The sequence below is a fragment of the Enterobacter sp. SM3 genome, assembly GCF_009811935.2.
Lineage (GTDB): Bacteria > Pseudomonadota > Gammaproteobacteria > Enterobacterales > Enterobacteriaceae > Enterobacter > Enterobacter asburiae_D.
This window is the reverse complement of sequence record NZ_CP099971.1, coordinates 2,943,282-2,969,532: the sequence shown is the minus strand read 5'-3', so window position 1 is coordinate 2,969,532 and position 26,251 is coordinate 2,943,282. Positions and strand designations below refer to the sequence as shown.

The 26,251-nt window shown below is 55.7% G+C and carries 22 protein-coding genes; 18 read left to right on the top strand and 4 right to left on the bottom strand.

Features of this window, described 5'->3' with window-relative positions:
* Positions 1 to 22: 22 nt before the first annotated feature.
* Both GVO84_RS13960 and GVO84_RS13955 read right to left on the bottom strand, forming a co-directional pair.
* A complete protein-coding gene (locus GVO84_RS13960; protein WP_063143674.1) occupies positions 23 to 1,366 on the bottom strand; it encodes an anaerobic C4-dicarboxylate transporter in 1,344 nt (447 codons plus the stop codon).
* Between the two features lie 558 nt (positions 1,367 to 1,924).
* Positions 1,925 to 2,428 (bottom strand): non-heme ferritin-like protein, encoded by a 504-nt coding sequence (locus tag GVO84_RS13955; RefSeq protein ID WP_159514448.1) that lies wholly within the window; start codon positions 2,426 to 2,428, stop codon positions 1,925 to 1,927.
* Between the two features lie 778 nt (positions 2,429 to 3,206).
* Between GVO84_RS13955 and araF the strand changes: the two genes are divergently transcribed.
* The 5 genes from araF to otsA all read left to right on the top strand — a co-directional run bounded on the left by araF (position 3,207) and on the right by otsA (position 9,162).
* Positions 3,207 to 4,196: an arabinose ABC transporter substrate-binding protein AraF gene (gene araF, locus GVO84_RS13950; RefSeq protein ID WP_003859687.1), complete on the top strand. Its 990-nt coding sequence runs from the start codon at positions 3,207 to 3,209 to the stop codon at positions 4,194 to 4,196.
* Positions 4,197 to 4,267: 71 nt separating this feature from the next.
* Positions 4,268 to 5,782 carry an L-arabinose ABC transporter ATP-binding protein AraG gene (gene araG, locus GVO84_RS13945; protein WP_121424244.1) on the top strand — a complete coding sequence of 505 codons (1,515 nt, stop codon included), beginning with the start codon at positions 4,268 to 4,270 and terminating at the stop codon, positions 5,780 to 5,782.
* Positions 5,783 to 5,796: 14 nt separating this feature from the next.
* On the top strand, positions 5,797 to 6,783 hold the full coding sequence (gene araH / locus GVO84_RS13940) for an L-arabinose ABC transporter permease AraH (protein WP_121424242.1): 987 nt from the start codon (positions 5,797 to 5,799) through the stop codon (positions 6,781 to 6,783).
* 176 nt (positions 6,784 to 6,959) lie between these two features.
* Positions 6,960 to 7,763: a trehalose-phosphatase gene (gene otsB / locus GVO84_RS13935; protein WP_159514447.1), complete on the top strand. Its 804-nt coding sequence runs from the start codon at positions 6,960 to 6,962 to the stop codon at positions 7,761 to 7,763.
* Positions 7,738 to 9,162: an alpha,alpha-trehalose-phosphate synthase gene (gene otsA / locus GVO84_RS13930; RefSeq protein ID WP_121424238.1), complete on the top strand. Its 1,425-nt coding sequence runs from the start codon at positions 7,738 to 7,740 to the stop codon at positions 9,160 to 9,162. Before otsB ends, otsA begins: the two co-directional genes overlap by 26 nt.
* Positions 9,163 to 9,177: 15 nt before the next feature.
* Here otsA and uspC read toward each other — a convergent pair whose 3' ends face one another.
* Positions 9,178 to 9,606 carry a universal stress protein UspC gene (uspC, locus tag GVO84_RS13925; protein ID WP_159514446.1) on the bottom strand — a complete coding sequence of 143 codons (429 nt, stop codon included), beginning with the start codon at positions 9,604 to 9,606 and terminating at the stop codon, positions 9,178 to 9,180.
* Between the two features lie 794 nt (positions 9,607 to 10,400).
* On the opposite strand from uspC, the gene flhD reads away from it, so the two are divergent.
* The 6 genes from flhD (at position 10,401) to cheW (ending at position 15,833) form a co-directional block, all read left to right on the top strand.
* Complete coding sequence (gene flhD / locus GVO84_RS13920; protein WP_023336137.1) at positions 10,401 to 10,751, top strand: flagellar transcriptional regulator FlhD; 351 nt, start codon at positions 10,401 to 10,403, stop codon at positions 10,749 to 10,751.
* Between the two features lie 2 nt (positions 10,752 to 10,753).
* Positions 10,754 to 11,332, top strand: a complete 579-nt coding sequence (gene flhC, locus GVO84_RS13915) for a flagellar transcriptional regulator FlhC (RefSeq protein ID WP_013096051.1) — start codon at positions 10,754 to 10,756, stop codon at positions 11,330 to 11,332.
* A gap of 123 nt (positions 11,333 to 11,455) precedes the next feature.
* The gene (motA, locus tag GVO84_RS13910; protein WP_008500417.1) at positions 11,456 to 12,343 is read left to right on the top strand and encodes a flagellar motor stator protein MotA; all 888 of its coding nucleotides are present in this window, start codon (positions 11,456 to 11,458) and stop codon (positions 12,341 to 12,343) included.
* A complete protein-coding gene (gene motB / locus GVO84_RS13905; protein ID WP_032658606.1) occupies positions 12,340 to 13,269 on the top strand; it encodes a flagellar motor protein MotB in 930 nt (309 codons plus the stop codon). Before motA ends, motB begins: the two co-directional genes overlap by 4 nt.
* Positions 13,270 to 13,273: 4 nt before the next feature.
* On the top strand, positions 13,274 to 15,310 hold the full coding sequence (cheA, locus tag GVO84_RS13900; RefSeq protein ID WP_159514445.1) for a chemotaxis protein CheA: 2,037 nt from the start codon (positions 13,274 to 13,276) through the stop codon (positions 15,308 to 15,310).
* Between the two features lie 19 nt (positions 15,311 to 15,329).
* Positions 15,330 to 15,833: a chemotaxis protein CheW gene (gene cheW / locus GVO84_RS13895; RefSeq protein ID WP_008500420.1), complete on the top strand. Its 504-nt coding sequence runs from the start codon at positions 15,330 to 15,332 to the stop codon at positions 15,831 to 15,833.
* 96 nt (positions 15,834 to 15,929) lie between these two features.
* On the opposite strand, the gene GVO84_RS13890 is transcribed toward cheW, so the two are convergent.
* Positions 15,930 to 17,189, bottom strand: coding sequence for a dicarboxylate/amino acid:cation symporter (locus GVO84_RS13890; RefSeq protein ID WP_159514444.1), 1,260 nt, complete (start codon positions 17,187 to 17,189; stop codon positions 15,930 to 15,932).
* Positions 17,190 to 17,618: 429 nt separating this feature from the next.
* Between GVO84_RS13890 and GVO84_RS13885 the strand changes: the two genes are divergently transcribed.
* The 7 genes from GVO84_RS13885 (at position 17,619) to tap (ending at position 26,241) form a co-directional block, all read left to right on the top strand.
* Entirely contained in the window at positions 17,619 to 18,191 is a 573-nt protein-coding gene (locus tag GVO84_RS13885; RefSeq protein WP_121424229.1) for a Csu type fimbrial protein, read from the top strand.
* 93 nt (positions 18,192 to 18,284) lie between these two features.
* A complete protein-coding gene (locus tag GVO84_RS13880; protein ID WP_423257813.1) occupies positions 18,285 to 18,752 on the top strand; it encodes a Csu type fimbrial protein in 468 nt (155 codons plus the stop codon).
* 16 nt (positions 18,753 to 18,768) lie between these two features.
* Complete coding sequence (locus GVO84_RS13875; RefSeq protein ID WP_159514443.1) at positions 18,769 to 19,524, top strand: fimbrial biogenesis chaperone; 756 nt, start codon at positions 18,769 to 18,771, stop codon at positions 19,522 to 19,524.
* On the top strand, positions 19,500 to 21,884 hold the full coding sequence (locus tag GVO84_RS13870; RefSeq protein ID WP_159514442.1) for a fimbria/pilus outer membrane usher protein: 2,385 nt from the start codon (positions 19,500 to 19,502) through the stop codon (positions 21,882 to 21,884). Before GVO84_RS13875 ends, GVO84_RS13870 begins: the two co-directional genes overlap by 25 nt.
* Entirely contained in the window at positions 21,881 to 22,843 is a 963-nt protein-coding gene (locus GVO84_RS13865; protein ID WP_159514441.1) for a Csu type fimbrial protein, read from the top strand. The genes GVO84_RS13870 and GVO84_RS13865 overlap by 4 nt, the downstream gene beginning before the upstream one ends.
* A gap of 84 nt (positions 22,844 to 22,927) precedes the next feature.
* Positions 22,928 to 24,595 carry a methyl-accepting chemotaxis protein II gene (tar, locus tag GVO84_RS13860; protein ID WP_159514440.1) on the top strand — a complete coding sequence of 556 codons (1,668 nt, stop codon included), beginning with the start codon at positions 22,928 to 22,930 and terminating at the stop codon, positions 24,593 to 24,595.
* Between the two features lie 44 nt (positions 24,596 to 24,639).
* The gene (tap, locus tag GVO84_RS13855; RefSeq protein ID WP_159514439.1) at positions 24,640 to 26,241 is read left to right on the top strand and encodes a methyl-accepting chemotaxis protein IV; all 1,602 of its coding nucleotides are present in this window, start codon (positions 24,640 to 24,642) and stop codon (positions 26,239 to 26,241) included.
* The last annotated feature ends 10 nt before the right edge of the window (positions 26,242 to 26,251 follow it).

The following is a 26,251-nucleotide window of genomic DNA, read 5'->3' as shown; positions in this document are numbered from 1 at the left end:
CATGTGTCGCCCTTTGATGCGGTTAGAAGAACGTCTGGACTAGCAGATAGCTCGCCGCGCACGCGCAGCTTACCCCAATCAGCCCCGGCAGAATAAAGCTGTGGTTGATGATAAATTTGCCGATGCGTGTGGTGCCTGAACGGTCAAAGCCGATGCAGGCCAAATCGCTTGGATAGGTCGGCAGGACAAAATAGCCGTATGACGCCGGGAAAAAGGCGATCAGCATTTTCGGGTCGATGCCGAGCATCAGGCCCATAGGCGCAACGGCCGTCAGCGCAGCCGCCTGGCTGTTCACCAGTTTTGACACCAGAAACAGCACAATGGCATACGTCCACGGGTGGCTTTTCACCACGCCTTCCAGCGCCAGCTTCAACTCGTCGAGATGCGCCTGGAAGAAGGTATCGCTCATCCACGCCACGCCGAACACCGAGAAGATCGCCACCATACCGGCCTTGAACACCGCGCCGTTGGAAATCGCCGACGCGTTGACCTTACAGGCCATCAGCATCACGGCGCCCGCAATTAACATCATCATCTGAATGACAAGGTTCATCGACAGCGCCGTCATTTTGCCTTTCAGCTCAAAGGCGGGGCGCAGGTCAGGGAACGCCCCCAGCAAAACGACCACGGCAATACCAGCAAAGAAAATCCACGTGGACCAGTAGGCCTGTTTAGGGAAACGCTGATTCATTAACGTCTCCGTTCCACCGTAGATAAACTCGCGCTGCTTAGGATCTTTCAGCTTTTCCTGAAACTCCATGTCGTCAGCCAGATCTTTACCACGGCGTAAACTCCACAGGGCCGCAATGGCCACGCCGAAAAGCGAAGCGGGAACCGACACGGCAAGAATTTCCAGGATCCCCCATGCGTGGCCGATCCCATGCTGGGCCGCAAGGATGGACACCAGCGATACCACGGCAACGGAAACGGGGGAGGCCGTAATCGCCATCTGCGACGCGACCGATGCCACGGCCATGGGGCGCTCGGGGCGGATCCCTTTTTTCAGGGCGATATCCGCAATAATGGGGAACATGGTGTAGACCACGTGCCCGGTGCCGCACAGAAAGGTCAGCATCCAGGTGGTGAATGGGGCGAGCAGGGTGATGTGCTGTGGGTGTTTGCGCAGCAGACGTTCAGCAAACTGCATCATGACGTTGAGGCCGCCCGCAGTCTGCAGCGTAGCCGCACAACCAATCACCGCGAGGATGGTCAGCATAACGTCTACCGGCGGCTTACCCGGTTGCAGACCAAAAACAAAACATAAAATAAAAAGGCCAATACCGCTGATTAACCCAAGCCCCATACCGCCGAAACGCGTACCCGTCAGCAGGCAGAGGAGAATAACAACAAACTCAATGGTGATCATGATGCTCCCTCGTCAATGATTATGTAACTAAATAAATCATCACACGTTGTGTGGTTAATCATTGAGAGCCAGATCTGATTTGTTAAATTTCAGCAAAAGCAGAAGGTTGGAGATAGGAAGCAGACTTTATCTCGTATGGGACGTAAATCCACATTCAACAGCGATTCAAAGTGTTTTAATAATATTAAAAACTAACAGCGACAGCCCTGGTCCGGCTGTAAATCGCCGAAGCGTTTCCGTAAGGCCGGGTCGAGGCGCAGGGATGCGCCGAGAGGGCGAGGCCTGCAGGGATGCAGGCTCATGCCCGACCCGATAGCCTGAAGGAATAAGCTGAGGGTACCGCGAAGCGGCGATTTACCGCCGGGAGCCCGGGTTGCCAGGGTGGTGGCGATTGAGCCACCCTGGCACGTTCACCGGTCATGTCGTTACAGAGTAGCAAGGAACATAAAGTGAACGGAATGACCACTACAGCCGTATGTTCCCCTCACCCTAACCCTCTCCCCAGAGGGGCGAGGGGATTATTTCGTGCCTTAACCTGCGTAGGAGCAGATTAAAAACTCAGTGGTGCTGCACCGCCACAATGTCGAGCAGGTGGCGGTCAGTTTGCTCAGGACATAAACCCGCCTGCTGCGCATTATGGATCTCATCCGCCAGCGTCTTCAGCAGCATGCCATCCTGCTGCTGCTCTTTGTCCATATCACGTAAGAATTTGAGCGTCGTAATGTCCTGCTGCGCTTTGGCTTCATCGGCCAGCTTGCTGAGAGTGCTGCAGCGTTGTTCATACTCTTCAAGCGTTTTCTGAAACAGTTCTTCCAGGCAAGAGAAGTTCTCATTGATCCCATCAAGGGCTTTAACGACAGGATTTGCCCCCGCGGCTTTCAGGAAGTTAAAGACACGCATCATATGGGTGACGTTACTTTGCGCCTGAGAGCGAAAGAATGTCGCAGATCCCGTGAGGCTATTCTCGGCACACCACGCGCTTAAGTGAAGGTGCAGATTCGAGGCGTAGAACTCAAGGTTCATCTGCGCGTTAAGTTTTTGCATCATCGTTTGGGTAGCCATACTCATATCCTTATTGACTGTGGGACGTGATGTCCGTTGCTTAACCTGAGCGTCAGGCAAATACGAAGAAAAGAGCAGAAATACACATTCTGCCGTGACCGAAATTCACTTCCTGTGTTCGATATAAATAAGCATACCCTTGTCTATGGTCTAAGAAAACTCTTAATTAGGCTGTGTTTACCATACATTACAAAGTTTAATATAGTACAGAAATGCAATTAGCTCGCCATGAATTGAATCTTGGTTAATGCTCTAATAATTAACGATTTTTATTGCGTTGATACACTGTTACTCTTTCGAAAATATCAAGTTGGAATAATGCTCCGTGAAAATGAGAAATACGGATTAATCGTTTCGAATATATGATGTGCTAATAAAATTGCGTTAAATCAAATTCTGCTGAATAACGGTTTTCCAGGTGCCTGGTGCATTTTTGATGAAAAACATGTTGAACCCCTTTAACGCCAGGTGGCGTTTTGCCCGCTGAGCGGCATCAGGGATATCTTAGCTAATCTTATGGATAATTCTGCTTAACCCACTTTCATTTGTCTGACAAATCCTGCCTTTTTTATGTCATTTTTCGCTGAATTTATGTACGCAATTACTGTAATTCTGCGGTGTGATGGGGCTCTCTTATGGATGATTAATTTCCCGCTAAAACTATCACCAGCAATAACGCTTATGACGAGGTAAGCGCTAATGCCTTGTTTTAAGTCCGATTAAATAAGAAGCACGCACTTATTCCCTACAGAAAAGAATGCTAAAGCTGGAGTTTACCATGCACAAATTTACTAAAGCGCTGGCGGCCATCGGTCTGGCTGCCGTTATGTCACAATCCGCTATCGCTGAGAATTTAAAACTCGGTTTTCTGGTAAAACAGCCCGAAGAACCCTGGTTCCAGACTGAGTGGAAATTCGCCGATAAAGCCGGGAAAGATTTAGGTTTTGAAGTGATTAAAATCGCCGTGCCTGACGGTGAAAAAACCCTGAACGCCATCGACAGCCTGGCGGCCAGCGGCGCAAAAGGTTTCGTTATCTGTACCCCGGATCCAAAGCTGGGATCGGCAATTGCGGCGAAAGCGCGCGGTTACGACATGAAGGTCATCGCGGTTGACGATCAGTTCGTTAACGCCAAAGGCAAGCCGATGGACACCGTCCCGCTGGTCATGATGGCGGCGACCAAAATCGGCGAACGCCAGGGGCAGGAACTCTATAAAGAGATGCAAAAGCGCGGCTGGGATGTCAAAGAGACCGCGGTGATGGCCATCACGGCAGACGAACTGGATACGGCACGCCGTCGTACTACCGGTTCAATGGACGCGCTGAAGGCGGCCGGTTTCCCGGAAAAACAGATCTACAAAGTCCCAACCAAATCTAACGATATCCCGGGCGCTTTCGACGCCGCGAACTCTATGCTGGTCCAGCATCCGGAGGTCAAACACTGGCTGGTGGTCGGCATGAACGACAACACCGTGCTGGGTGGGGTACGCGCGACGGAAGGCCAGGGCTTCAAAGCGCCTGACGTGATCGGGATTGGCATCAACGGCGTTGACGCCGTCAGCGAGCTGTCCAAAGCGCAGGCGACCGGCTTCTACGGCTCTCTGCTGCCAAGTCCGGACGTTCACGGCTACAAATCCAGTGAGATGCTCTACAACTGGGTAACCAAAGGGGCTGAACCGCCGAAATTTACCGAAGTGACCGACGTGGTGCTGATTACCCGCGACAACTTCAAAGAGGAGCTGGCGAAAAAAGGACTGGGCGGTAAGTAATACGCTGTGATTGTGCCCCTCACGCACCGTGAGGGGCCAGACGTACACACTACAGGAATCACGGAGACGTTATGCGACAGTCTGATCCGTATCTCTCTTTTCGCGGCATCGGGAAAACCTTCCCCGGTGTTAACGCGCTGACCGATATCAGCTTCGACTGCTATGCCGGCCAGGTTCACGCCCTGATGGGGGAAAACGGCGCGGGAAAATCCACGCTGTTGAAGATCCTCAGCGGCAACTACGCGCCCACGACCGGCACGCTGGCCATTCGCGGCGAAGAGGTGGCGTTTGCCGATACCACGGCGGCGCTCAATGCCGGGGTGGCGATCATCTACCAGGAGCTGCACCTCATTCCTGAGATGACCGTGGCGGAAAACATCTATTTAGGACAGCTCCCGCACAAAGGCGGCGTGGTAAATCGTTCGCTACTTAATTATGAAGCGGGGCTGCAGCTTAAACACCTGGGTCTGGACGTCGATCCCCAGACGCCGCTGAAATATCTCTCCATCGGCCAGTGGCAGATGGTGGAAATTGCCAAAGCGCTGGCGCGTAACGCCAGAATTATTGCCTTCGATGAGCCCACCAGTTCGCTCTCCGCGCGCGAAATCGACAATCTGTTCCGCGTGATCCGCGAACTGCGTCAGGAAGGGCGTACGATTTTGTATGTCTCGCACCGCATGGAAGAGATATTTGCCCTGAGCGACGCCATCACCGTCTTTAAAGATGGGCGCTATGTGCGCACCTTTACCGACATGGCGCAGGTTAACCATGACCAGCTGGTTCAGGCGATGGTTGGCCGCGACCTGGGTGATATCTATCACTGGAAACCCCGGGAGTACGGCCCTGAGCGCCTGCGCCTGGACAACGTCAAAGCGCCGGGCGTGCGCACGCCCGTTTCGTTATCCGTACGCAGCGGCGAAATCGTCGGCCTGTTTGGTCTGGTAGGGGCAGGGCGCAGTGAATTGATGAAAGGCCTCTTCGGCGGTACCCGCATTACCGATGGGCAGGTCTCCATTGACGGCGAGCGGGTCGATATCCAGAAACCGGCCCACGCAATCAGGGCGGGCATGATGCTCTGCCCGGAAGACCGTAAAGCCGAGGGGATTATTCCGGTGCATTCGGTACGCGACAACATCAATATTTCCGCCCGCCGCAAGTTTATTCGCGCAGGCTGTCTGATAAACGATGGCTGGGAGTCGAGCAACGCCGACCACCATATTCGCTCGCTGAATATCAAAACGCCGGGTCCGGAACAGCTGATCATGAATCTGTCAGGCGGAAACCAGCAGAAGGCGATTTTAGGCCGCTGGCTGTCAGAAGATATGAAGGTCATTTTGCTGGACGAGCCGACGCGCGGTATCGATGTGGGGGCAAAACACGAGATTTATAACGTGATATATGAGCTGGCAAAACGCGGCGTGGCGGTGCTCTTCGCCTCCAGCGATCTGCCGGAGGTGCTTGGCGTGGCCGACCGCATTGTGGTGATGCGTGAAGGCGAAATTGCCGGTGAATTACTTCATGAACAGGCGAATGAACAACAGGCGTTGAACCTCGCCATGCCTAAAGTCAGCCAGGCTGTCGCCTGAGTAAGGAGTTAATGATGTCCTCTGTTACTACATCCGGAGTGCCGAAGTCGAAGTCGGCGCTGAGTTTTGGACGTATCTGGGATCAGTACGGCATGCTGGTGGTCTTTGCCGCACTGTTCCTTGCCTGCGCGATCTTTGTCCCTAATTTTGCCACCTTCATTAATATGAAGGGGCTGGGGCTGGCCATTTCCATGTCCGGGATGGTGGCCTGCGGGATGCTGTTCTGCCTGGCTTCCGGCGATTTTGACCTGTCGGTGGCGTCGGTGATTGCCTGTGCGGGCGTCACGACGGCAGTGGTGATCAACATGACGGAGAGCCTGTGGATTGGCGTTCTGGCCGGTCTGCTGCTCGGCGTCATCAGCGGTCTGGTGAACGGATTTGTCATCGCCCGCCTGAAGATCAACGCCCTGATCACAACGCTTGCGACGATGCAAATTGTCCGCGGGCTGGCCTATATCATCTCCGACGGTAAAGCGGTGGGGATTGAAGACGAGCGCTTCTTTACGCTGGGTTACGCCAACTGGCTGGGGCTGCCCGCGCCAATCTGGCTGACCGTGGCCTGCCTGATCCTGTTCGGCTTCCTGCTCAATCGGACCACCTTTGGCCGCAATACGCTGGCGATTGGCGGTAACGAAGAGGCCGCTCGTCTGGCCGGGGTGCCGGTGGTGCGAACCAAGATTATTATCTTTGTGCTCTCAGGACTGGTTTCTGCCGCCGCGGGGATTATCCTGGCCTCGCGTATGACCAGCGGCCAGCCGATGACCTCTATCGGTTACGAGCTGATCGTCATTTCGGCCTGCGTGTTAGGGGGCGTTTCCCTCAAGGGCGGCATCGGAAAAATCTCATATGTGGTGGCCGGTATCCTGATTTTAGGCACCGTAGAGAACGCCATGAACCTGCTTAATATTTCACCGTTCTCGCAGTACGTCGTGCGTGGTCTGATCCTGCTGGCAGCCGTGATTTTCGACCGTTACAAGCAAAAAGCGAAGCGTACCCTGTAACTCCAGCGCTGTATTTTTATTGCACAACTAATAACCTTAGTTGACCCCTGAACCGCCCCGCCAGTTTTGCTGGCGGGGCGGTTGTCAAATGGCGAGCCCCGTCACACTGTCTATACTTACATGGCTATGAAAGAGGTAAAGGCGTTTACCTCTCGTAAACCGTAAGGAGGATTAGGGTGGCTGACATGTTAACCGCACCGCCTGTACTGCCCGGAAAATATGCTTTCTTTTTTGACCTCGACGGGACACTCGCCGGGATCCAGCCGCATCCTGACGACGTGGTCGTACCGGATACGGTGCTAGAGAATTTGCAGCAGCTCTCCAGACTGAACGAGGGCGCATTGGCATTGATTTCAGGGCGCTCAATGGCCGAGCTGGACGTGCTCGCCAGTCCTTACCACTTTCCGCTAGCCGGTGTACACGGAGCGGAGCGCCGCGATATCCATGATCAACTGCACGTTGTATCACTTCCTGAGACTTTAATTAAGGCGTTACACACTCAACTCTCCTCGGCGCTGGCGTCGCTTCCGGGCACTGAACTGGAAGCGAAGGGCATGGCTTTCGCCTTGCACTATCGCCAGGCACCGCATCACGAGGCGGCAATCTTTGCGATTGCCCGCAGCGTGGCTGATGCACACCCGCAGCTCGCGCTGCAGCCGGGGAAGTGCGTCGTTGAGATAAAACCGGAAGGGATTAATAAAGGTGCTGCTATTGCGGCGTTTATGGCGGAACCGCCATTTAAGGGACGTACACCCGTATTTTTTGGCGATGACCTGACCGACGAGGCCGGGTTTCGCGTGGTGAATCAGGCCGGAGGGATCGCCGTCAAGGTGGGGCCTGGTGACACCGTTGCCGAATGGCGCCTGGCGGATGTCGCCAGCGTCTGGCAGTGGATATCTGACATCGCTAACCAGCAACAACAACAAATAGCGCAAAGCAAAGGGGGAAACCATTATGGGTCGCTTAGTCGTCGTCTCTAACCGAATCGCACCGCCTGATGATAAAAAAGCCAGTGCGGGTGGCCTGGCGGTAGGGGTGTTAGGTGCCTTAAAAGCCGCTGGCGGGCTGTGGTTTGGCTGGAGTGGGGAAATCAGTGAAGAGGAGAAACCGCTCAAAAAGGTGACGCGCGGAAACATTACGTGGGCTTCATTTGCATTGAAAGAGAAAGACTACGACGAGTATTACTCGCAGTTCTCGAATGCCGTCCTGTGGCCCGCGTTTCACTATCGTCTTGACCTGGTCAAATTCCAGCGTGAATCCTTCGAAGGCTATTCGCGCGTGAACGCGCTGCTGGCGGATAAACTGCTGCCATTAATAGAAGAAGACGATATTTTATGGATCCACGATTATCACCTGTTGCCCTTCGCGCGCGAGCTGCGAAAAAGAGGGGTGAATAATCGCATTGGCTTCTTCCTGCACATCCCGTTCCCGACGCCGGAAATTTTTACCGCGCTGCCGCCGCATGAAGAATTGCTGGAGGCGCTGTGTGATTACGATTTGCTGGGCTTCCAGACCGAAAATGACCGACTCGCGTTCCTGGACTCCGTGTCAGGTAAAGCGCGGCTGGTGACCAAAGGCGGTAAAACCCATACGGCGTGGGGGAAAACCTTCCACACCGAAGTGTATCCAATAGGGATTGAACCTGATGAAATCGCGGAGCAGGCTTCCGGCCCGCTGCCGCCGAAGCTGGCGCAGCTTAAGAATGAACTCAAACACGTGAAAAATATCTTCTCGGTTGAGCGTCTTGATTATTCCAAAGGGCTGCCGGAACGCTTCCTGGCTTATGAAACGCTGCTGGATAAATATCCGCAGCATCACGGTAAAATCCGCTATACCCAGATCGCGCCGACGTCGCGCGGTGAGGTTCAGGCTTATCAGGACATTCGCCACCAGCTGGAGACGGAAGCAGGGCGCATTAATGGCCGCTACGGGCAGTTGGGCTGGACGCCGCTGTTTTACCTGAACCAGCACTTTGACCGTAAGATCCTGATGAAGGTCTTCCGCTATGCGGACGTTGGCCTGGTCACGCCGCTGCGCGACGGGATGAACCTGGTGGCGAAAGAGTATGTGGCGGCCCAGGATCCTGCCGACCCGGGTGTTCTGGTGCTCTCCCAGTTTGCCGGCGCCGCAAATGAGCTCACGTCGGCGCTTATCGTTAACCCTTATGACAGGGACGACGTGGCGAACGCGCTGAATCGCGCCCTGACAATGCCGCTCACGGAACGTCTTTCCCGCCATGCTGACATGATGGAGACGATCCGTAAGAACGACATTAACCACTGGCAGGCACGTTTTATTCAGGATCTCCGGGATATCGCCCCGCAAAGTCATGAAGGCGATCTGCAAAAAAAGATCGCGACCTTCCCTAAACTCGCCTGATTTTCCGCTGGGGGGTTAATTCCCCCCAAGCGGCACTAACAGCACATCGACCTGGCTCGACGCGACAATGGATTTCGCCGCGCAGGCTGCCCGCGATATAAAGCTGTGGTTATGATTCCCGCAAATAACTAAATCAATATCCTGTTTACGACACATGTCGAGAATATGGGCGTTAAGCTCCCCGGTCGCAATAATTGTCTCATAAACCGGATATTGTGCCTTTTCCACCAGTTCACGCAGAAATTGCTGCGTTTCTTCCTGAAGGACCTCTCGAATATCCTCCAGCATGGGGGCAGCCAGCTGATTATACATCTCTGGCTCCGCGGCGAGCGTGATGAGGCTGATGCGGGCATTGTGGGGTCTGGCAATGGAAACTGCCCGGGCGACGAGCTGATGACTTTCGGGGGAAACTGCAACAGAAACAAGAAGATGGGAGTAACTCATGGCGCACTCCTTAGGTGTCTGAAAGACAGCGTATGATCACCTTTACCGCGATTTCCCAGGTTCTGCAAGAGCAGATTACGACATTAGTGTGAAGCTTATCATAATTATTCATTAATTATTCTTATAAGAAGAATAACTGAAAAATGCGCCTAAATGAAAAAAATTAACAACTTAACGTAAATCACACAAATTCACGCTTTCACTGTTAAATCGTTTTGACGCGTTACAAAATCATTTCGAATGATCACGTCCTGAAACATCTTTTTTGTGCTACCTGCATAACTATATGTTTTTTCACGGTAAGAAAAATGTTTCCCGAAGAGGGGATTGTTGTAAATGTTTCCGCGGGGTGCTTACGACGGTAAAAGCACGATACATGCCAGTTCGGATCACCCGTGTGCATGAGTATTCGTCAATTAAGAATACAAAACAGTACTGATTGGTTAAAAAATGAACAAATTACAAGTCATACTGATGGATTTATGGGTCATATTCACTTAAATTGTGTGACGTGGATCACATTTTTTTTAAATTTGAGGGTGGCTGGATTGTATGTGGCAAAACTGACGAGTAGAGTTTGCGTCGAATTAGGAAAAATCTTAGTTATTTGTAAGAAATGATAAATCTTGTAAGAGACGCATTCGCGGTTTCTCTCTTACGGTTTCAGTGAATACAAACCTAAATTCAACTATGCATTTAGCCTTTTCTTTTTTATACCGGGTGATTTCCCGGCGACATCACGGGGTGCGGTCTTTCCGCATAAAAATAATAGTTGGTTATTCGGGATGGGAACAATGCATACATCCGAGTTGCTAAAACATATCTATGACATCAATTTGTCGTATTTACTGCTCGCGCAGCGTTTGATTAGTCAGGACAAGGCGTCCGCGATGTTTCGTCTGGGTATTAACGAAGAGATGGCAACCATGCTGGGCGGTTTAACCCTCCCGCAGATGGTTAAACTGGCTGAAACGAATCAACTGGTTTGCCAGTTCCGTTTCGATGATTCGCAGACAATAACGCGTCTGACGCAGGATTCCCGTGTGGACGATCTTCAACAGATCCATACCGGTATTCTTCTCTCCACTCGCTTGCTTAACGAAATCAGCCAGCCTGATGACGCAGCCCGTAAGAAAAGGGCCTAGCAATGAGCGAGAAAAGCATTGTTCAGGAAGCGCGTGACATACAGTTGGCCATGGAGCTGATTACACTGGGTGCTCGTTTACAAATGCTGGAAAGCGAGACTCAGTTGAGCCGTGGCCGTCTCATCAAACTGTACAAAGAGTTACGTGGTAGTCCCCCGCCGAAAGGCATGCTGCCGTTTTCTACCGACTGGTTTATGACGTGGGAGCAGAATATTCACGCTTCCATGTTCTGTAATGCCTGGCAGTATCTTCTCAAAACCGGTTTGTGTAGCGGCGTTGACGCCGTGATCAAAGCGTACAAACTTTACCTTGAACAATGCCCACAGCAGGAAGAAGGTCCTCTGCTGGCGCTGACCCGCGCATGGACGCTGGTGCGTTTTGTTGAGAGCGGAATGCTTGAACTGTCGCGCTGCAACTGCTGCGACGGCAATTTTATTACCCATGCTCATCAGCCTGCAGGCAGCTTCGCCTGTAGTTTATGTCAGCCTCCATCCCGCGCAGTAAAAAGACGTAAACTTTCCCGGGATGCTGCCGATATTATTCCACAACTGCTGGATGAACAGATCGAACAAGCTGTTTAACCCGAACGTGTGGGAAAGATTCCAGCAGCGGTAAGCAATTACCGCTGCTTTTTTTTACCCCGCAAACGGTAAACGCTGCGAGCTGGACGTCCTTGCCATAGTCACTAGCGGAAGGATGATGTCGTGCTTATCTTATTAGGTTACCTGGTAGTTCTCGGTACAGTTTTCGGCGGTTACATGATGACCGGCGGGCACCTTGGAGCACTCTATCAACCGGCTGAACTTATTATCATCGGCGGTGCAGGGGTAGGGGCTTTTATCGTTGGCAACAACGGTAAATCGATCAAGGGCACGCTGAAAGCGATTCCGTTGCTGTTCCGTCGCTCGAAATACACCAAAAGTATGTATATGGATCTGCTGGCACTGCTCTATCGCCTGATGGCGAAGTCGCGTCAGCAGGGCATGTTCTCGCTTGAACGGGATATTGAAAACCCGAAAGAGAGCGAAATTTTTGCCAGCTATCCGCGAATTCTTGCTGACGCCATGATGCTGGATTTCATCGTCGACTATCTGCGACTGATCATCAGCGGCAACATGAATACCTTCGAAATCGAAGCGCTGATGGACGAAGAGATCGAAACCCACGAAAGCGAATCTGAAGTGCCGGCCAACAGCCTGGCGCTGGTCGGCGACTCGCTTCCGGCTTTCGGTATCGTTGCGGCGGTAATGGGGGTGGTTCACGCCCTGGCCTCGGCAGACCGTCCGGCAGCCGAGCTCGGCGCGCTGATTGCCCACGCGATGGTGGGGACTTTCCTCGGTATTTTGCTGGCGTACGGCTTCATCTCTCCGCTGGCAAGCGTTCTGCGCCAGAAGAGCGCGGAAACCACCAAAATGATGCAGTGCGTGAAGATCACGCTGCTCTCTAACCTCAACGGTTATGCGCCACCGATCGCGGTTGAGTTTGGCCGTAAAACGCTTTACTCCAGCGAGCGTCCGTCGTTTATCGAGCTTGAAGAACACGTGCGTGCGGTGAAAAACCCAAACCAACAGACGACAACTGAGGACGCATGAAAAACCAGTCCCATCCGATCGTCATCGTAAAAAAACGCAAGCACAAGGGCGGCGGGCATGGCGCACACGGCTCGTGGAAAATTGCGTACGCCGACTTTATGACCGCAATGATGGCGTTCTTTCTGGTGATGTGGCTGATCTCCATCTCCAGCCCAAAAGAACTGATCCAGATTGCCGAATATTTCCGAACGCCGCTGGCAACGGCGGTGGCCGGTGGGCCGCGTATCTCTAACAGCGAAAGCCCGATCCCGGGCGGCGGCGATGATTACACCCAGCAGAAGGGTGAAGTGAAAAAAGAGCCAAACATCGACGAGCTGAAAAGAAAGATGGAGCAGGCGCGTCTGAAGAAACTGCGTGGCGATCTCGATCAGCTGATTGAGGCGGATCCGAAGCTTCGCGCGCTGCGCCCGCATCTGAAGATCGACCTGGTGCAGGAAGGGCTGCGTATTCAGATTATCGACAGCCAGAACCGCCCCATGTTTAAAACCGGGAGTGCGGAAGTCGAACCGTACATGCGCGACATTTTGCGTGCCATTGCACCGGTGCTGAACGGCATTCCTAACCGAATCAGCCTGTCAGGACACACGGATGATTTCCCGTACGCCAGTGGGGAGAAGGGATACAGCAACTGGGAGCTTTCTGCCGATCGTGCCAACGCCTCGCGTCGCGAGCTGGTGGTAGGTGGGCTTGATGATGGCAAGGTACTGCGCGTAGTCGGCATGGCCGCAACCATGCGCGTTTCCGACCGCGGGCCGGATGATGCCATCAACCGTCGTATCAGTCTTTTAGTGCTGAACCAGCAGGCGGAGCAGGCCATCCTGCATGAAAACGCCGAAAGTCAGAATGAGTCACTGGACGATTTAAAACAGCCTGGGGCCGTTCCTTCGGCTGCCGTTCCAACATCGCCACCAGCCAATCCGAGGTGATAGCGTGAGCATGGATATTAGCGATTTTTACCAGACATTCTTTGATGAAGCCGACGAATTGTTGGCCGATATGGAGCAACACTTGCTCGATTTGGTGCCCGAAGCACCGGACTCCGAGCAGCTCAATGCCATCTTCCGTGCGGCGCACTCTATTAAAGGCGGAGCCGGAACGTTTGGATTTACCATCCTGCAGGAAACGACCCATTTAATGGAAAACCTGCTTGATGAAGCACGACGCGGTGAGATGCAGCTCAATACCGACATTATCAACCTGTTTTTGGAAACCAAAGATATTATGCAGGAACAGCTCGACGCCTATAAAAGTTCGGCAGAGCCTGATGCCGCCAGCTTTGAATACATCTGCAATGCGCTGCGCCAGCTCGCGCTGGAAGCAAAAGGTGAGGTTGCCGCCGCGGTTGTTCCGGCCGCAAAGCTGAGCGTTGTCGATGCGGTTGCGGCCGACGATGCCGCGCCAGCCGCTGCACAGGCGGGCAAACTGCGCGTTGTGCTGTCACGACTGAAAGAGAGTGAAGTTAACCTGCTGGAAGAAGAGCTGGGTAACCTGGCGAAATTAAGCAACGTGGTAAAAGGCAAAGACAGCCTGGCCGCGACGCTTGATGACGGTATTGGCCAGGACGATATCGTCGCGGTGCTGTGCTTTGTGATTGAAGCTGACCAGATCGCCTTCGAAACCGAAGAGGCTGCGGTTGACGCCCCTGCGGCAGTGGAAGAGGTGGCCGTTGTCGCTCAGGCCGCCGCACCGGCTGTGACGCCTGCGGCCCCGGCGCTGAAGGCGGTGCCAAAAGAGGCCGCTGCGCCTGGCCGTGGCGAAAAGCCTGCCGCGCGCTCCAGCGAGTCAACCAGCATCCGCGTTGCGGTTGAGAAGGTTGACCAGCTGATTAACCTGGTGGGGGAACTGGTGATCACCCAGTCGATGCTGGCACAACGTTCTAACGAACTGGACCCGGTCACGCACGGCGATCTGATTACCAGCATGGGCCAGCTGCAGCGTAACGCCCGCGACCTGCAGGAATCGGTGATGTCCATCCGTATGATGCCGATGGAATATGTCTTCAGCCGCTTCCCGCGTCTGGTCCGCGATCTCGCCAGCAAGCTGAACAAGCAGATTGAACTGACCCTGATGGGCAGCTCAACCGAACTGGATAAGAGCCTGATCGAGCGCATCATTGACCCGTTAACGCACCTGGTGCGTAACAGCCTCGACCACGGTATCGAACTGCCGGAAAACCGCATTGCCGCCGGGAAATCGCCGGTCGGCAACCTGATTCTCTCTGCGGAACACCAGGGCGGGAACATTTGTATCGAAGTGACCGATGACGGCGCCGGTCTGAACCGCGAGCGCATCCTGGCAAAAGCGATTTCGCAGGGGATGGCGGTCAATGAAAACATGACCGACGAAGAAGTGGGCATGCTGATCTTCGCGCCGGGCTTCTCTACCGCAGAGCAGGTGACCGACGTGTCCGGACGCGGCGTAGGCATGGACGTGGTGAAACGTAACATCCAGGAGATGGGCGGCCACGTTGAGATCCAGTCTAAACAGGGTTCCGGCACCACCATTCGCATTCTGCTGCCGCTGACGCTGGCGATCCTCGACGGCATGTCAGTCAAAGTGGCGGACGAAGTCTTTATCCTGCCGCTGAACGCCGTGATGGAATCCCTGCAGCCGCGTGAAGAAGATCTGCATCCGCTGGCGGGCGGCGAGCGCGTCCTCGAAGTGCGCGGTGAGTACCTGCCGCTGGTGGAACTGTGGAAAGTGTTCGAAGTGGACGGGGCGAAGACAGAGGCCACGCAGGGTATCGTTGTGATCCTGCAAAGCGCGGGCCGACGCTACGCGCTGCTGGTCGATCAGCTGATTGGTCAGCACCAGGTGGTGGTGAAGAACCTCGAAAGCAACTACCGCAAAGTGCCGGGTATTTCTGCCGCCACCATTCTGGGTGATGGTAGCGTGGCGCTGATCGTCGACGTGTCGGCGCTTCAGGGATTAAATCGTGAACAACGTGTGGCGTACACAGCCGCCTGATTAAGTAGAAGGTAATAACATGACCGGTATGAGTAATGTAACGAAGCTGGCGGGCGAGCCATCAGGGCAGGAATTCCTGGTATTCACTTTGGGCGATGAGGAGTACGGCATCGATATCCTGAAAGTGCAGGAGATCCGTGGTTACGACCAGGTTACCCGCATCGCTAACACGCCTGCTTTTATTAAAGGTGTCACCAACCTGCGTGGCGTTATTGTGCCAATCGTGGACCTGCGCGTGAAGTTCAGCCAGGGCGACGTTGACTACAACGACAACACCGTGGTGATCGTCCTCAACCTGGGGCAGCGCGTGGTCGGCATCGTGGTGGACGGCGTATCTGATGTGCTTTCTCTGACCTCTGACCAAATTCGTCCGGCGCCGGAGTTTGCGGTCACGCTGTCGACCGAATACCTGACCGGTCTGGGCGCGCTCGGCGAGCGTATGCTGATTCTGGTGAACATTGAGAAGCTGCTGAACAGCGATGAGATGGCGCTGCTGGATATCGCCGCGAGTCATGTAGCATAAAACAAAGCCGGGTGGCGCTGACGCTTACCCGGCCTACGTGTTCGAGCCATTTGTAGGCCGGGTAAGGCGAAGCCGCCACCCGGCTTTTTTACATCCTTAAACTTCCTGCTCTACCAGCTCAGCTTCCGCTTCCCGCGCACCTTCATTCTGCGACAGCATCGCGGTCGCAATACCATTCCCCAGGACGTTAATTGCGGAACGGCCCATATCCAGGAAGTGGTCGATCCCCATCAGCAGCAGAATACCCGCCACCGGAATGTTAAAGCTTGGGATCGTCGCTGCCAGCACCACCAGGGATGAACGCGGTACGCCCGCAATCCCTTTGGAGGCCAGCATCAGGGTCAGCATCAGAACCGTCACTTCCGAGAAGCTCAGGTGAATGTTGTACGCCTGAGCGATAAACATCGAGGCGAAAGAGCAGTACACCATCGAACCCACCAGGTTGAAGGAGTAGCCGATCGGCAGAACGAAAGAGGCGATGTTGCGCGAGCAGCCAAAACGCTCCAGCTGCTCCAGCGTTTTAGGGTAGGCGGCTTCAGAGCTGCTGGTGGTAAACGCCACCAGGACCGGATCTTTCAGCATGCTGACCAGGCGAAACACCTCTTTTTTCAGCACCATATAGCCCACGGCCAGCAGCACCATGCAGGTGAGAAGAATGGCAACATAGTAGCCGCCAATAAAGGAGGCGTAGTTCAGTAGAATGCCCAGACCCTGCGTGGCAATGACGGATGAAATTGCCGCAAAAATGGCCAGCGGAGCCACGTACATCACATAACCCGTGACCTTCAGCATGATATGGGAAACCACGTCCAGCGCAGCCACCAGTGGGGCATTGAATTTCTGCCCCAGCGACGCGCCGCCGATGCCGAAGAACATCGAGAACACCACAATCTGCAGGATCTCATTGTTCGACATCGCCCCCGCGATACTGGTCGGAATGGTGTGTGACAGGAACGCTTTCAGCGTCATGCCGCCAACGGCCAGACCGGTATCCACCGCCTCGGTCGGGACGGTCAGGTTCAGCCCGCTTCCCGGATGCTCCAGCGTGACGATAAACAGGCCAACCAGAATAGAGAGCACGGATGAGCTGATAAACCACACCATCGCTTTGCCGCCCACGCGGCCAATGGTAGAGGTTTCGCCCAGCTTCATAATGCCGACGGTGAGCGTACTGAACACCAGGGGGGCAATGACCATTTTGATCAGACGGAGGAAAATATCGGTCAGAAGGGTAATATTATCCGACCAGGCGGTGATGGCATCCGCAGATGCATATTCATGAATTGCTGCCCCTGAAAGAATACCCGCCAACATGAATATCACGATGAAGAGTGTGAGTTTGTTTGCACTTGCCACGAAAAAAGACCCTCTATGCGCTTCAGATGTAGCCCGCATCGATACATATAAATTTTTTATTACGATGCGGGAAATTATTCGGCACATAAATTGACGCAAAGTGTAGGGGGATACAACTCCTTTTTAAGTTTTATTAATTTTGTTGTTATTGATCTGATGATATATTGTGATCTGTGTCACACATTAGTGGATATATTCTCTGTGGAAAAAATAAAATCGCGGATTAAATGTATTTAACCCTCTGTTATTAATATGAAAATTAAGTCAATAAGACATATGGCTTATGCGTGGAGGGGCGGGTGGTCGAAGCGATATCCGTAAACTAAATTCACATTAACCCCCTCAGAGGAACCTTAAGCGGGGCTAACATCTTGAACGACAAAAATAAAATGTGGCAAGGGAACGGAGACGTCTTCTGGAGGGTGGTAAATGAAAAGAAAACTTCTTTTGATCTGCGCAGGCACCTTACTGACTGCAACAACGGCCCATCAGGCGCTGGCCGTCACCAGCAGCGGCACCATTGGGGCGACGCTGACGCTGACAAACGGCTGTCTGATAAACGGATCGCCCGCGCAAAGCGGCATTAACTTCGGTACGCTCGATTTCGGTACCCATCCGGCAACCTTTTCCACGCTTACGACGCAGCTGAGCGGTGCCAGCGGCGGAAACACCTTCACCATTCAATGTACGACCGCAAGCTATACGGTCGCGATCACCGGTAATACCCACTCTACCGCGCCCGGCTCCGTTGTCGGTTCGCCGGGTACGCCTGAACGCTATCTGGTTAATACGGCCAACGCGGCACAGGGCGTGGCTTACAGCCTGTACAGCGACAGCGGGTTTAACACCGTGATTGCCAATAACGCCGCGTTGCCGATCGCCTCTACGACCGGAGGCGTGGATAGTTACACCCTCTACGGGCGTATTACCGGCGGTGGTAACAGCGTGACGGTCGTCCCGGGAACCTACACCGACACGATTAACGTCAGCGTCACCTACTAGTCCCGAACCGCCATGAAGGCAACTCTTACAGGTCTGCGCAAACACGCAGAGGGACGCGTGCAGCCTTTTTTCGCGCTGATCGTGGGATTGCTCATGATGCCCACGGCGAATGCGGTGACCTCACAGTCCTTTAAGGTCAGCGCGACGATTGTACCGGGATGCGCGGTGGCCACCGGTAGCGGAGGGCTTCTCGGCACGCTGGATTTTGGCAGCCATAACGGCGTCGAAAGCGCGCCGGTTAGCACCAGCTTTGTGCCAAACGGGGCGTTGTCCATCGCCTGTACGCCGGGCGTGGCGCTGAGCATGAGCATTAATGGCGGGCAGAATTATTCATCCGTTCGTCGGATGAAGCGGTCCGGTGGAGCAGAACTGGTGCCGTACCGGCTCTACAGCAGCAGCTCGCTGGCCGCGAACAGCGAAATTGGCGTCAACCAGGCGATACCGGTGACCTATACCAACAGCAATAACATCGCGCTGCCGCTTTTTGGCGTGGCGCTACTGACCGGGTTTAGCCCGGCGGGAACCTATTCCGATCAGCTCACCGTGACCCTGTCATGGTAATAAAGGGAGAGTATTGATGAAGCCATTTTTCAGACCCGTTTGTCTGGCGGGCGCGTTGGGAATGGCGGTTGCTGGCCAGGTTCAGGCGGCGGCCACCATCCTGCTCTGGCCGATCGATCCGTGGCTCGCTGCGGACGCCAACGCCACGGAACTGTGGATCCAGAACCAGGGAAACAGCGCCACGACGATGCAGGTTCGCATCGTGCGCTGGAAGCAGGAGGACGGACACGAGCGTTATACCGCGCAGCAGGACGTGGTCGCCAGCCCGCCGATCGTCACGATTGGCACGGGCAGCAAGCAGCTTATTCGCCTTATCAAACAGGCTTCAGTTCCCGCTGGCGTCGAACAGGCCTACCGCATTATCGTCGATGAAATCCCCCAGCCTGTTGCCAAAGCCGAACCCGCTATCGGCCTGAAATTGCAGATGCGTTACTCCATCCCTCTGTTCGTGTATGGACAGGGGATCCCGACCATCAAAGAGGGGGCGCATCACGCGCTGGCGGAGACCCAAAACCTGAGCTGGCGGGTGACGCAGGCTGAGGGTAAGCCTGCGCTGGAGGTCAAAAATCGGGGTGATGTCCACGTCAGGCTGAGCCAGGTGGCGCTGGAGCAGGGAGGTCAGAAACGCACGGTGGCGGAGGGATTGCTGGGTTACGTCCTGCCGGGCAGCACCCGCAGCTGGCCTATACCCGCTGGCGTTCGTCAGCCAGAGCGGATGAGCGCGCAGATTAATGCCAGGGACGAGCAATGGCAGTCGACGCCCGTCAACTGAAGCCGGCGATGATGATACTGCTATGCGTCAGCTCCGCGACCCTGGCCGAGCCCGGTGACGACAGTTTACCGCCGCCTCCCCAGGCGCAGGCGATAAATGATGAAGCGGTTTTCCAGCTTTCTCTCGTGGTCAACCACTACGATACCGGCCTGGTGGTGCCCGTGACGCAGCGTAAAGGCGCTTTCTTTATCTCCAGCGCCGATTTGCTGCGCGCGGGGCTGCCCCCGTCGCATGTTCCCACCGGAGAGGTGAATCTCTCCTCGCTTGATCGGGTTCGGGTGGAGTACGACAGCGCCGCGCAGCGCCTGCTGCTGACCGTTCCCCGCGACTGGGTGACGGCCCGGGTAACCCCTTTCAGCGCGCAAACGGCGCAGGCCAAACCGCACTACGGGCGCGGGGCGCTGCTGAATTACGATCTCTACACCAACCACACGGAGCATATCGGCGGTCAGGCGTCGATCTGGCATGAGTTCCGCTACTTCAACGAGAACGGCTCCTTTTCCTCCACCGGCTACGCGCGGGAAAATTTCAGCGGTAACGACGGCCAGCAGGAAGGGTATGTTCGCTATGACACGACCCTGCTGTTCACTAACGAAGATGACGCGATGAGCTGGAGCGTCGGGGATGTGATCAGCGATGCCCTGAGCTGGAGCTCCAGCGTGCGGATGGGTGGAATCAGCGTCGGGCGGGATTTCTCCCTGCGCCCTGACCTGGTGACATGGCCGCTGCCCGAGTTCGCGGGGGAAGCCGCGGTACCCACCTCGGTCGATCTTTTTATCAACGGCTATCGTTCCGGCTCAACCCAGCTTCAGCCGGGCCCCTTCACCCTGACTAATCTGCCCTATATCAACGGCGCCGGGGATGCGGTGCTGGTCACGACGGATGCGCTGGGGCGTCAGGTGAGCACCACGCTACCGTTTTACGTCACCAGCGACCTGCTTAAACAAGGGCTGAGCGACGGCGCCGTGACGCTGGGCGGCCTGCGGCGAAATTACGGTATCAAGAATTTTGACTACGGTTCCGCGGCAGGCAGCGGCTCGTATCGCTACGGGATGACGGACTGGCTAACGCTGGAGGGCCACGCGGAAGGGGCGCAGGAGCTGGCGCTGGGCGGCGTGGGGACGGTGATAAAACTCGGACAGTTTGGCGTGGTGAACACCTCTTACTCGCAAAGCCGCATGCGCGGTGATGCGGGCGGGCAGATCAACTGGGGTTACCAGTACAGCACCAGCGCGTTTAGCGTCGCCACCCAGCACACGCGTCGCGACCGCGGCTTTGGCAACCTCGCCCTCTACGACCAGCCGACGGTGTATGACGAAAACGATAAACCCATCGCCAGCTTCAGCCGTAATACGGACCAGTATTCGCTGACCTTCAATCTGGGACAGTACGGCAACGTTGGTGCGGCCTGGATCGGCGTGGAGAGTTTTGACAGCCAAAAAACGGAGCTGCTGAATCTCTCCTGGAGCCGCAATCTGTGGGGGGCGAGCAGCATTTACCTGGCTGGCAGCCGGGACCAGCAGCGGGGAGACTGGACGGTCGCGCTGTCCCTGCAGGTGCCGCTGGGGGCGCGCGACAGCGCTGCCGTCACCTTTGAAAACACTCCGGATGCAGGCAGCACCCAGCGCATCAACTATAACCACTCTATGCCTTCCGACGGCGGCTTCAGCTGGAACATGGCCTGGGCCAACCAGTCACGATCCAGTGATTACCAGCAGGGGACGCTGGGCTGGCGCAATAACAACATAGAGCTGCAGGGCGGCGGCTATGGCGAAAGGGACACCATGACCTGGTGGGGCGAGGCGATGGGTTCCGTTGTGCTGATGGACGGCGAGCTGTTTGCGGCGAATAAGATCAACGATGCGTTCGTGGTCATCAGTACCGACGGCCACCCGGACGTTCCCGTCAGCTACGAGAATCAGCCCGTCGGTAAAACCAATAACAGCGGCTACCTGCTGGTGAGCGGGGTGTCGGCGTATTACCCGGCAAGCTACCGGATTGATACCCTCAATCTGCCAGCGGATACCCGTCTGAAAGAGACCGAGCGGCGGATCGCAATCCGCCGTCACAGCGGCTATCTGGTCGATTTCCCGATGGAGCAGGAGCGGGTGGCAAGCGTCATTCTGCATGACGCGCACGGGCAGTCGTTGCCGGTGGGAAGCCAGGTTCGACGCGCCTCGCGCAGCAATGCGGTGGTGGGGTATGACGGCATTGCCTGGCTGGAAAATCTCAGCGATGTGAACCCGCTTGAGGTGATTACACCTGACGGAAAACGCTGCAAGACTACTCTGACCGTGGGGGCCAATCCGGAGCACAAGCTGCAAACCTACGGTCCGCTGGTATGTCGGGAGGGGCCATGACGCGCCTGCTGCTGTTGATGCTGCTGCTTTTCTCCGGCGGCGGCTGGGCGGCGTGTACCGTCAGTACGGTTAATGCGTCGTTTGGCAGCGTCACCTCGTTCGCGCTCAGCGGAACCGGGGAGGTGGAAACCACCGGCAGGCTGGTGGTGGCGTGTGATACCGTGCTCAACGTCCTGACCAACGATTCGGTGACCCTGAGCTACACCGCGGCATCCGTGTCGGGCAACAGTCGCGCGACCATGAAACGTACGGATAATGCGGCCATTACGGACGTGATCCCCACCCGGCTGTGCGGATTATCGGCTTGCGCGAGCAGCAGCGAGGTACAGATAAGTAAAACGTATACCTGGAGCGGGAATACGCTGCTGGGGCTGCTGGGGACAAAGCAGTACAACATTCCGCTCTATTTTCGCACCGTCGCCGGACAAAACGTCACTGCCGGTCCCTATCAGGTGCAGTTGACCTTCAGCATCAGCTACAGCGTCTGCGCGTTAGGCGTGGGAAGCCTTTGTACGAACCCCCAGACGGGAACCGCGACAACCACCATACTGTTAGATATGACCGTCACCAACGACTGCAGCGCCATGACCACGCCAGATGTGAACTTCAACAGCGCGCCGCTGGTACAAAGTTTCCCCACCGTCTCACAGGCGATTGCCGTCACCTGTACCAAAGGAAGTTCGTATACCATCGGCATTAATAACGGTGCCAACGCGCTGAACAACGTGCGGCGGATGGTGAGCGGCAGCAACACCATGAGCTACGACATCTATAAGGAAGCTACTACTAACCGCTGGGGCAGCAGCGGCAGCGAGCGCTGGTCCAGCGCGGTGTCGTCCCAGGTCAGTACCGACGGCTTACTGCGCACCTACAACTACACCGCGAAAGTCCTGACCAATCAGGCCACACCGCCCGCCGGAACCTATACCGATACGCTAATTGTCGACGTGGCGTTTTAACCCCGCGCTTTTCCCTTTCTCAAATGTAAAGTTCCTGTGGGCAGTGCCGATAACACCGTTAATAAATCTATGAGAAGGTGTTGTATGTTGAACCGTATCCGCGTTGTCACAATGCTCATGATGGTGCTGGTCATTTTCGCACTTCTTCAGCTTATTTCCGGCGGGCTTTTTTTCTCGTCATTAAAACAGAACCAGGACAGCTTCGCGGCCTCGAACGATCTGCGCCTGCAGCAGAGTGAGCTCACGTCGACGTGGGATCTGATGCTGCAAACGCGTATCAACCTGAGCCGCTCGTCCGCGCGCATGATGATGGACCCTAACAATCAGCAGAGCAGCGCGAAAACCGATCTGTTGAAAAATGCCCGTGCCACCCTCGCTGACGCCGCTAAACACTACGACGCCTTCAAGAAGATCGCCCCGCAGCCTGCTATGGAGCAGGTGAGCCAGAACATCGATGAAAAATACAACGCCTACCATACCGGTCTGACGGAGCTGATTCAGTTCCTGGAGAGCGGCAACATGGACGCCTATTTCGCGCAGCCAACGCAGGGGATGCAAAACGCACTCGGCGCGGCGCTGGGGGAATACGCGAAGGCCAGCGGGGATCTCTATCACTCGGCCTTTACCGCAAGCCAGAATGACTACCGTTTTGCGAAATGGCAGATGGCCGTGCTGGCGCTGGCGCTGGTCATTGTGCTGGTGGCGGTCTGGTACGGCATTCGCCATATCCTGCTGAACCCTCTCGGTCGCGTCATTGCCCACATTCGTGAAATTGCCGGTGGGGACTTGACCAAAACGCTGACCGTTTCCGGGCGTAATGAGATCACCGAGCTGGCAAACAGCGTTGACCATATGCAGCGTTCGTTAATCGAAACCGTCGCCAACGTGCGCAACGGGTCGGAGGCTATTTATACCGGCACCAGCGAAATTGCGATGGGGAATAACGATCTCTCATCCCGTACCGAGCAGCAGGCGTCCGCCCTGGAAGAGACGGCCGCCAGCATGGAGCAGCTCACCGCAACCGTGAAGCAGAACGCCGATAACGCCCGCCAGGCGTCTCAGCTGGCAGAAAGCGCCTCCGAAACGGCGCAGCGCGGCGGTCGCGTGGTGGATGGCGTGGTGAAAACCATGCACGAAATCGCCGACAGCTCGAAGAAAATCGCCGACATCATCAGCGTCATCGACGGCATTGCCTTCCAGACCAACATTCTGGCGCTGAACGCCGCCGTGGAAGCGGCGCGTGCAGGCGAACAGGGACGCGGGTTTGCCGTGGTGGCCGGGGAAGTGCGCAACCTGGCCAGCCGCAGCGCCAACGCGGCAAAAGAGATCAAGTCGCTGATTGAAGATTCCGTCTCCCGCGTGGATACCGGCTCCGTGCTGGTGGAAAGCGCCGGGGAGACCATGAATGACATCGTGAATGCCGTCACCCGCGTGACGGACATCATGGGTGAAATCGCCTCTGCGTCTGATGAGCAGAGTCGTGGTATCGACCAGGTTGCCCTGGCGGTATCGGAAATGGATCGCGTGACACAGCAAAACGCCGCGCTGGTGCAGGAGTCCGCTGCGGCGGCCGCTGCCCTGGAAGACCAGGCGAGCCGTCTGAAGATGGCCGTCTCGGCGTTTCGTCTCGCTTCACTCGCTGGAAACACGGTCACCCCGCAGGCGACGTATCGCGCGCCAGCCGCTGAATCGGCTGCAAACCGTACGCGCGTCGCGACGACCGGACAAGATGAAAACTGGGAAACATTTTGACTGACAATTAAACCGCGGCTGCTTGCCGCTTGATGGGAGCGTGGATGTTAAATCGTATTCGTATCTCGACCACACTGTTTTTGATTTTGATCCTTTGCGGTGTGTTGCAGGTTGGCAGTAACGGGTTGTCTTTTTGGGCGTTTCGCGATGGCTATCAGAATTTGCAGGAAGTTGAGGCGAGTAATCAGCAGCGCTCCGCACTGGCACAAACGCGTGCCGTGCTGTTGCAGGCAAGCACTGCGCTGAACAAGGCGGGAACCTTAACCGCGCTGAGTTATCCGCCGGATGACATTAAAGCGCTGATGGCGACCGCGCGCGACAGCCTGAAGCAGGCTGACGCACAGTTTAAAGCCTTTACGGCACAGGCCGCCGACAGCGAGAAAGAGAAAGCGCTGAAGGCCGCCATGAAGACGAACTTTGAACAGTGGTACAGCGATCTGGACCACCAGGCGACGTGGCTTGAGAACAACCAGCTTTCGGACTTTATGACCGCACCGGTTCAGGCGTCTCAGGCGGCGTTTGACGGCAGCTTTAACGCGTGGCAGCAGGATATTAACCAGTCTGTTCAGCGTGCCGGTGACCAGAGCCGTCAAAGCTATCACATGTCGGGCGTCATCTTTGCCGTGGTGGTGTTCCTGGCAGGGCTGCTGACCGGCGGGGCACTGCTCTGGTCGCGCAGAATGATTGTGCAGCCGCTGGCGATTATCAGCAGCCACTTCGACAGCATTGCGAAAGGGGACCTGGCGCGTCCGGTCGCGGTGTTCGGCAAAAACGAAATTTCGGCGATCTTTGCCAGCCTGAAGGCGATGCAGGGATCGCTGCGGGAAACGGTGAGCGACGTGCGGCAGGGCAGCTATGCCATGCACACCGGGATCTCCGAGATTGCGGCGGGCAACAACGATCTCTCGTCCCGCACCGAGCAGCAGGCGGCCTCGCTGGCGCAGACGGCGGCCAGCATGGAGCAGTTGACCGCGACGGTAGGCCAGAACGCCGATAACGCGCGCCAGGCGTCTGACCTGTCAAAACAGGCGGCGATGACGGCGAAGAAAGGCGGCGACCAGGCCTCCCATGTCGCCAGCACCATGCAGGAGATTGCCACCAGCTCGCAGAAAATTGGTGACATCATCAGCGTGATTGACGGTATCGCGTTCCAGACCAACATTCTGGCGCTGAATGCCGCCGTTGAAGCGGCGCGTGCCGGTGAGCAAGGGCGCGGATTTGCGGTGGTGGCGGGGGAAGTGCGTAACCTGGCGAGCCGCAGCGCCAACGCGGCAAAAGAGATTAAGGTGCTGATCGAAGAGTCGGTGTCGCGCGTTCAGCAGGGCTCAACGCTGGTGGATACGGCAGCGAAAACCATGCACGAGATCGTCACCTCCGTCACGCGGGTGAACGACATCATGGGCGAGATTGCCTCGGCGTCGGACGAACAGCGTCGCGGCATTGAGCAGGTTGCCCAGGCCGTCAGCCAGATGGATCAGGTGACGCAACAGAACGCCTCGTTAGTTGAGGAAGCGGCAGCGGCAACCGATCAGCTGGCCAGCCAGGCCGACCGTCTGACCGGACTGGTCGCGGTATTTAATGTGAAAGAGCACGTTGAAGCAGTAACAGAAGCCGGGCGGTCGCAGGCCGTGCCAGTTGTATCCTGAATGTAATTAA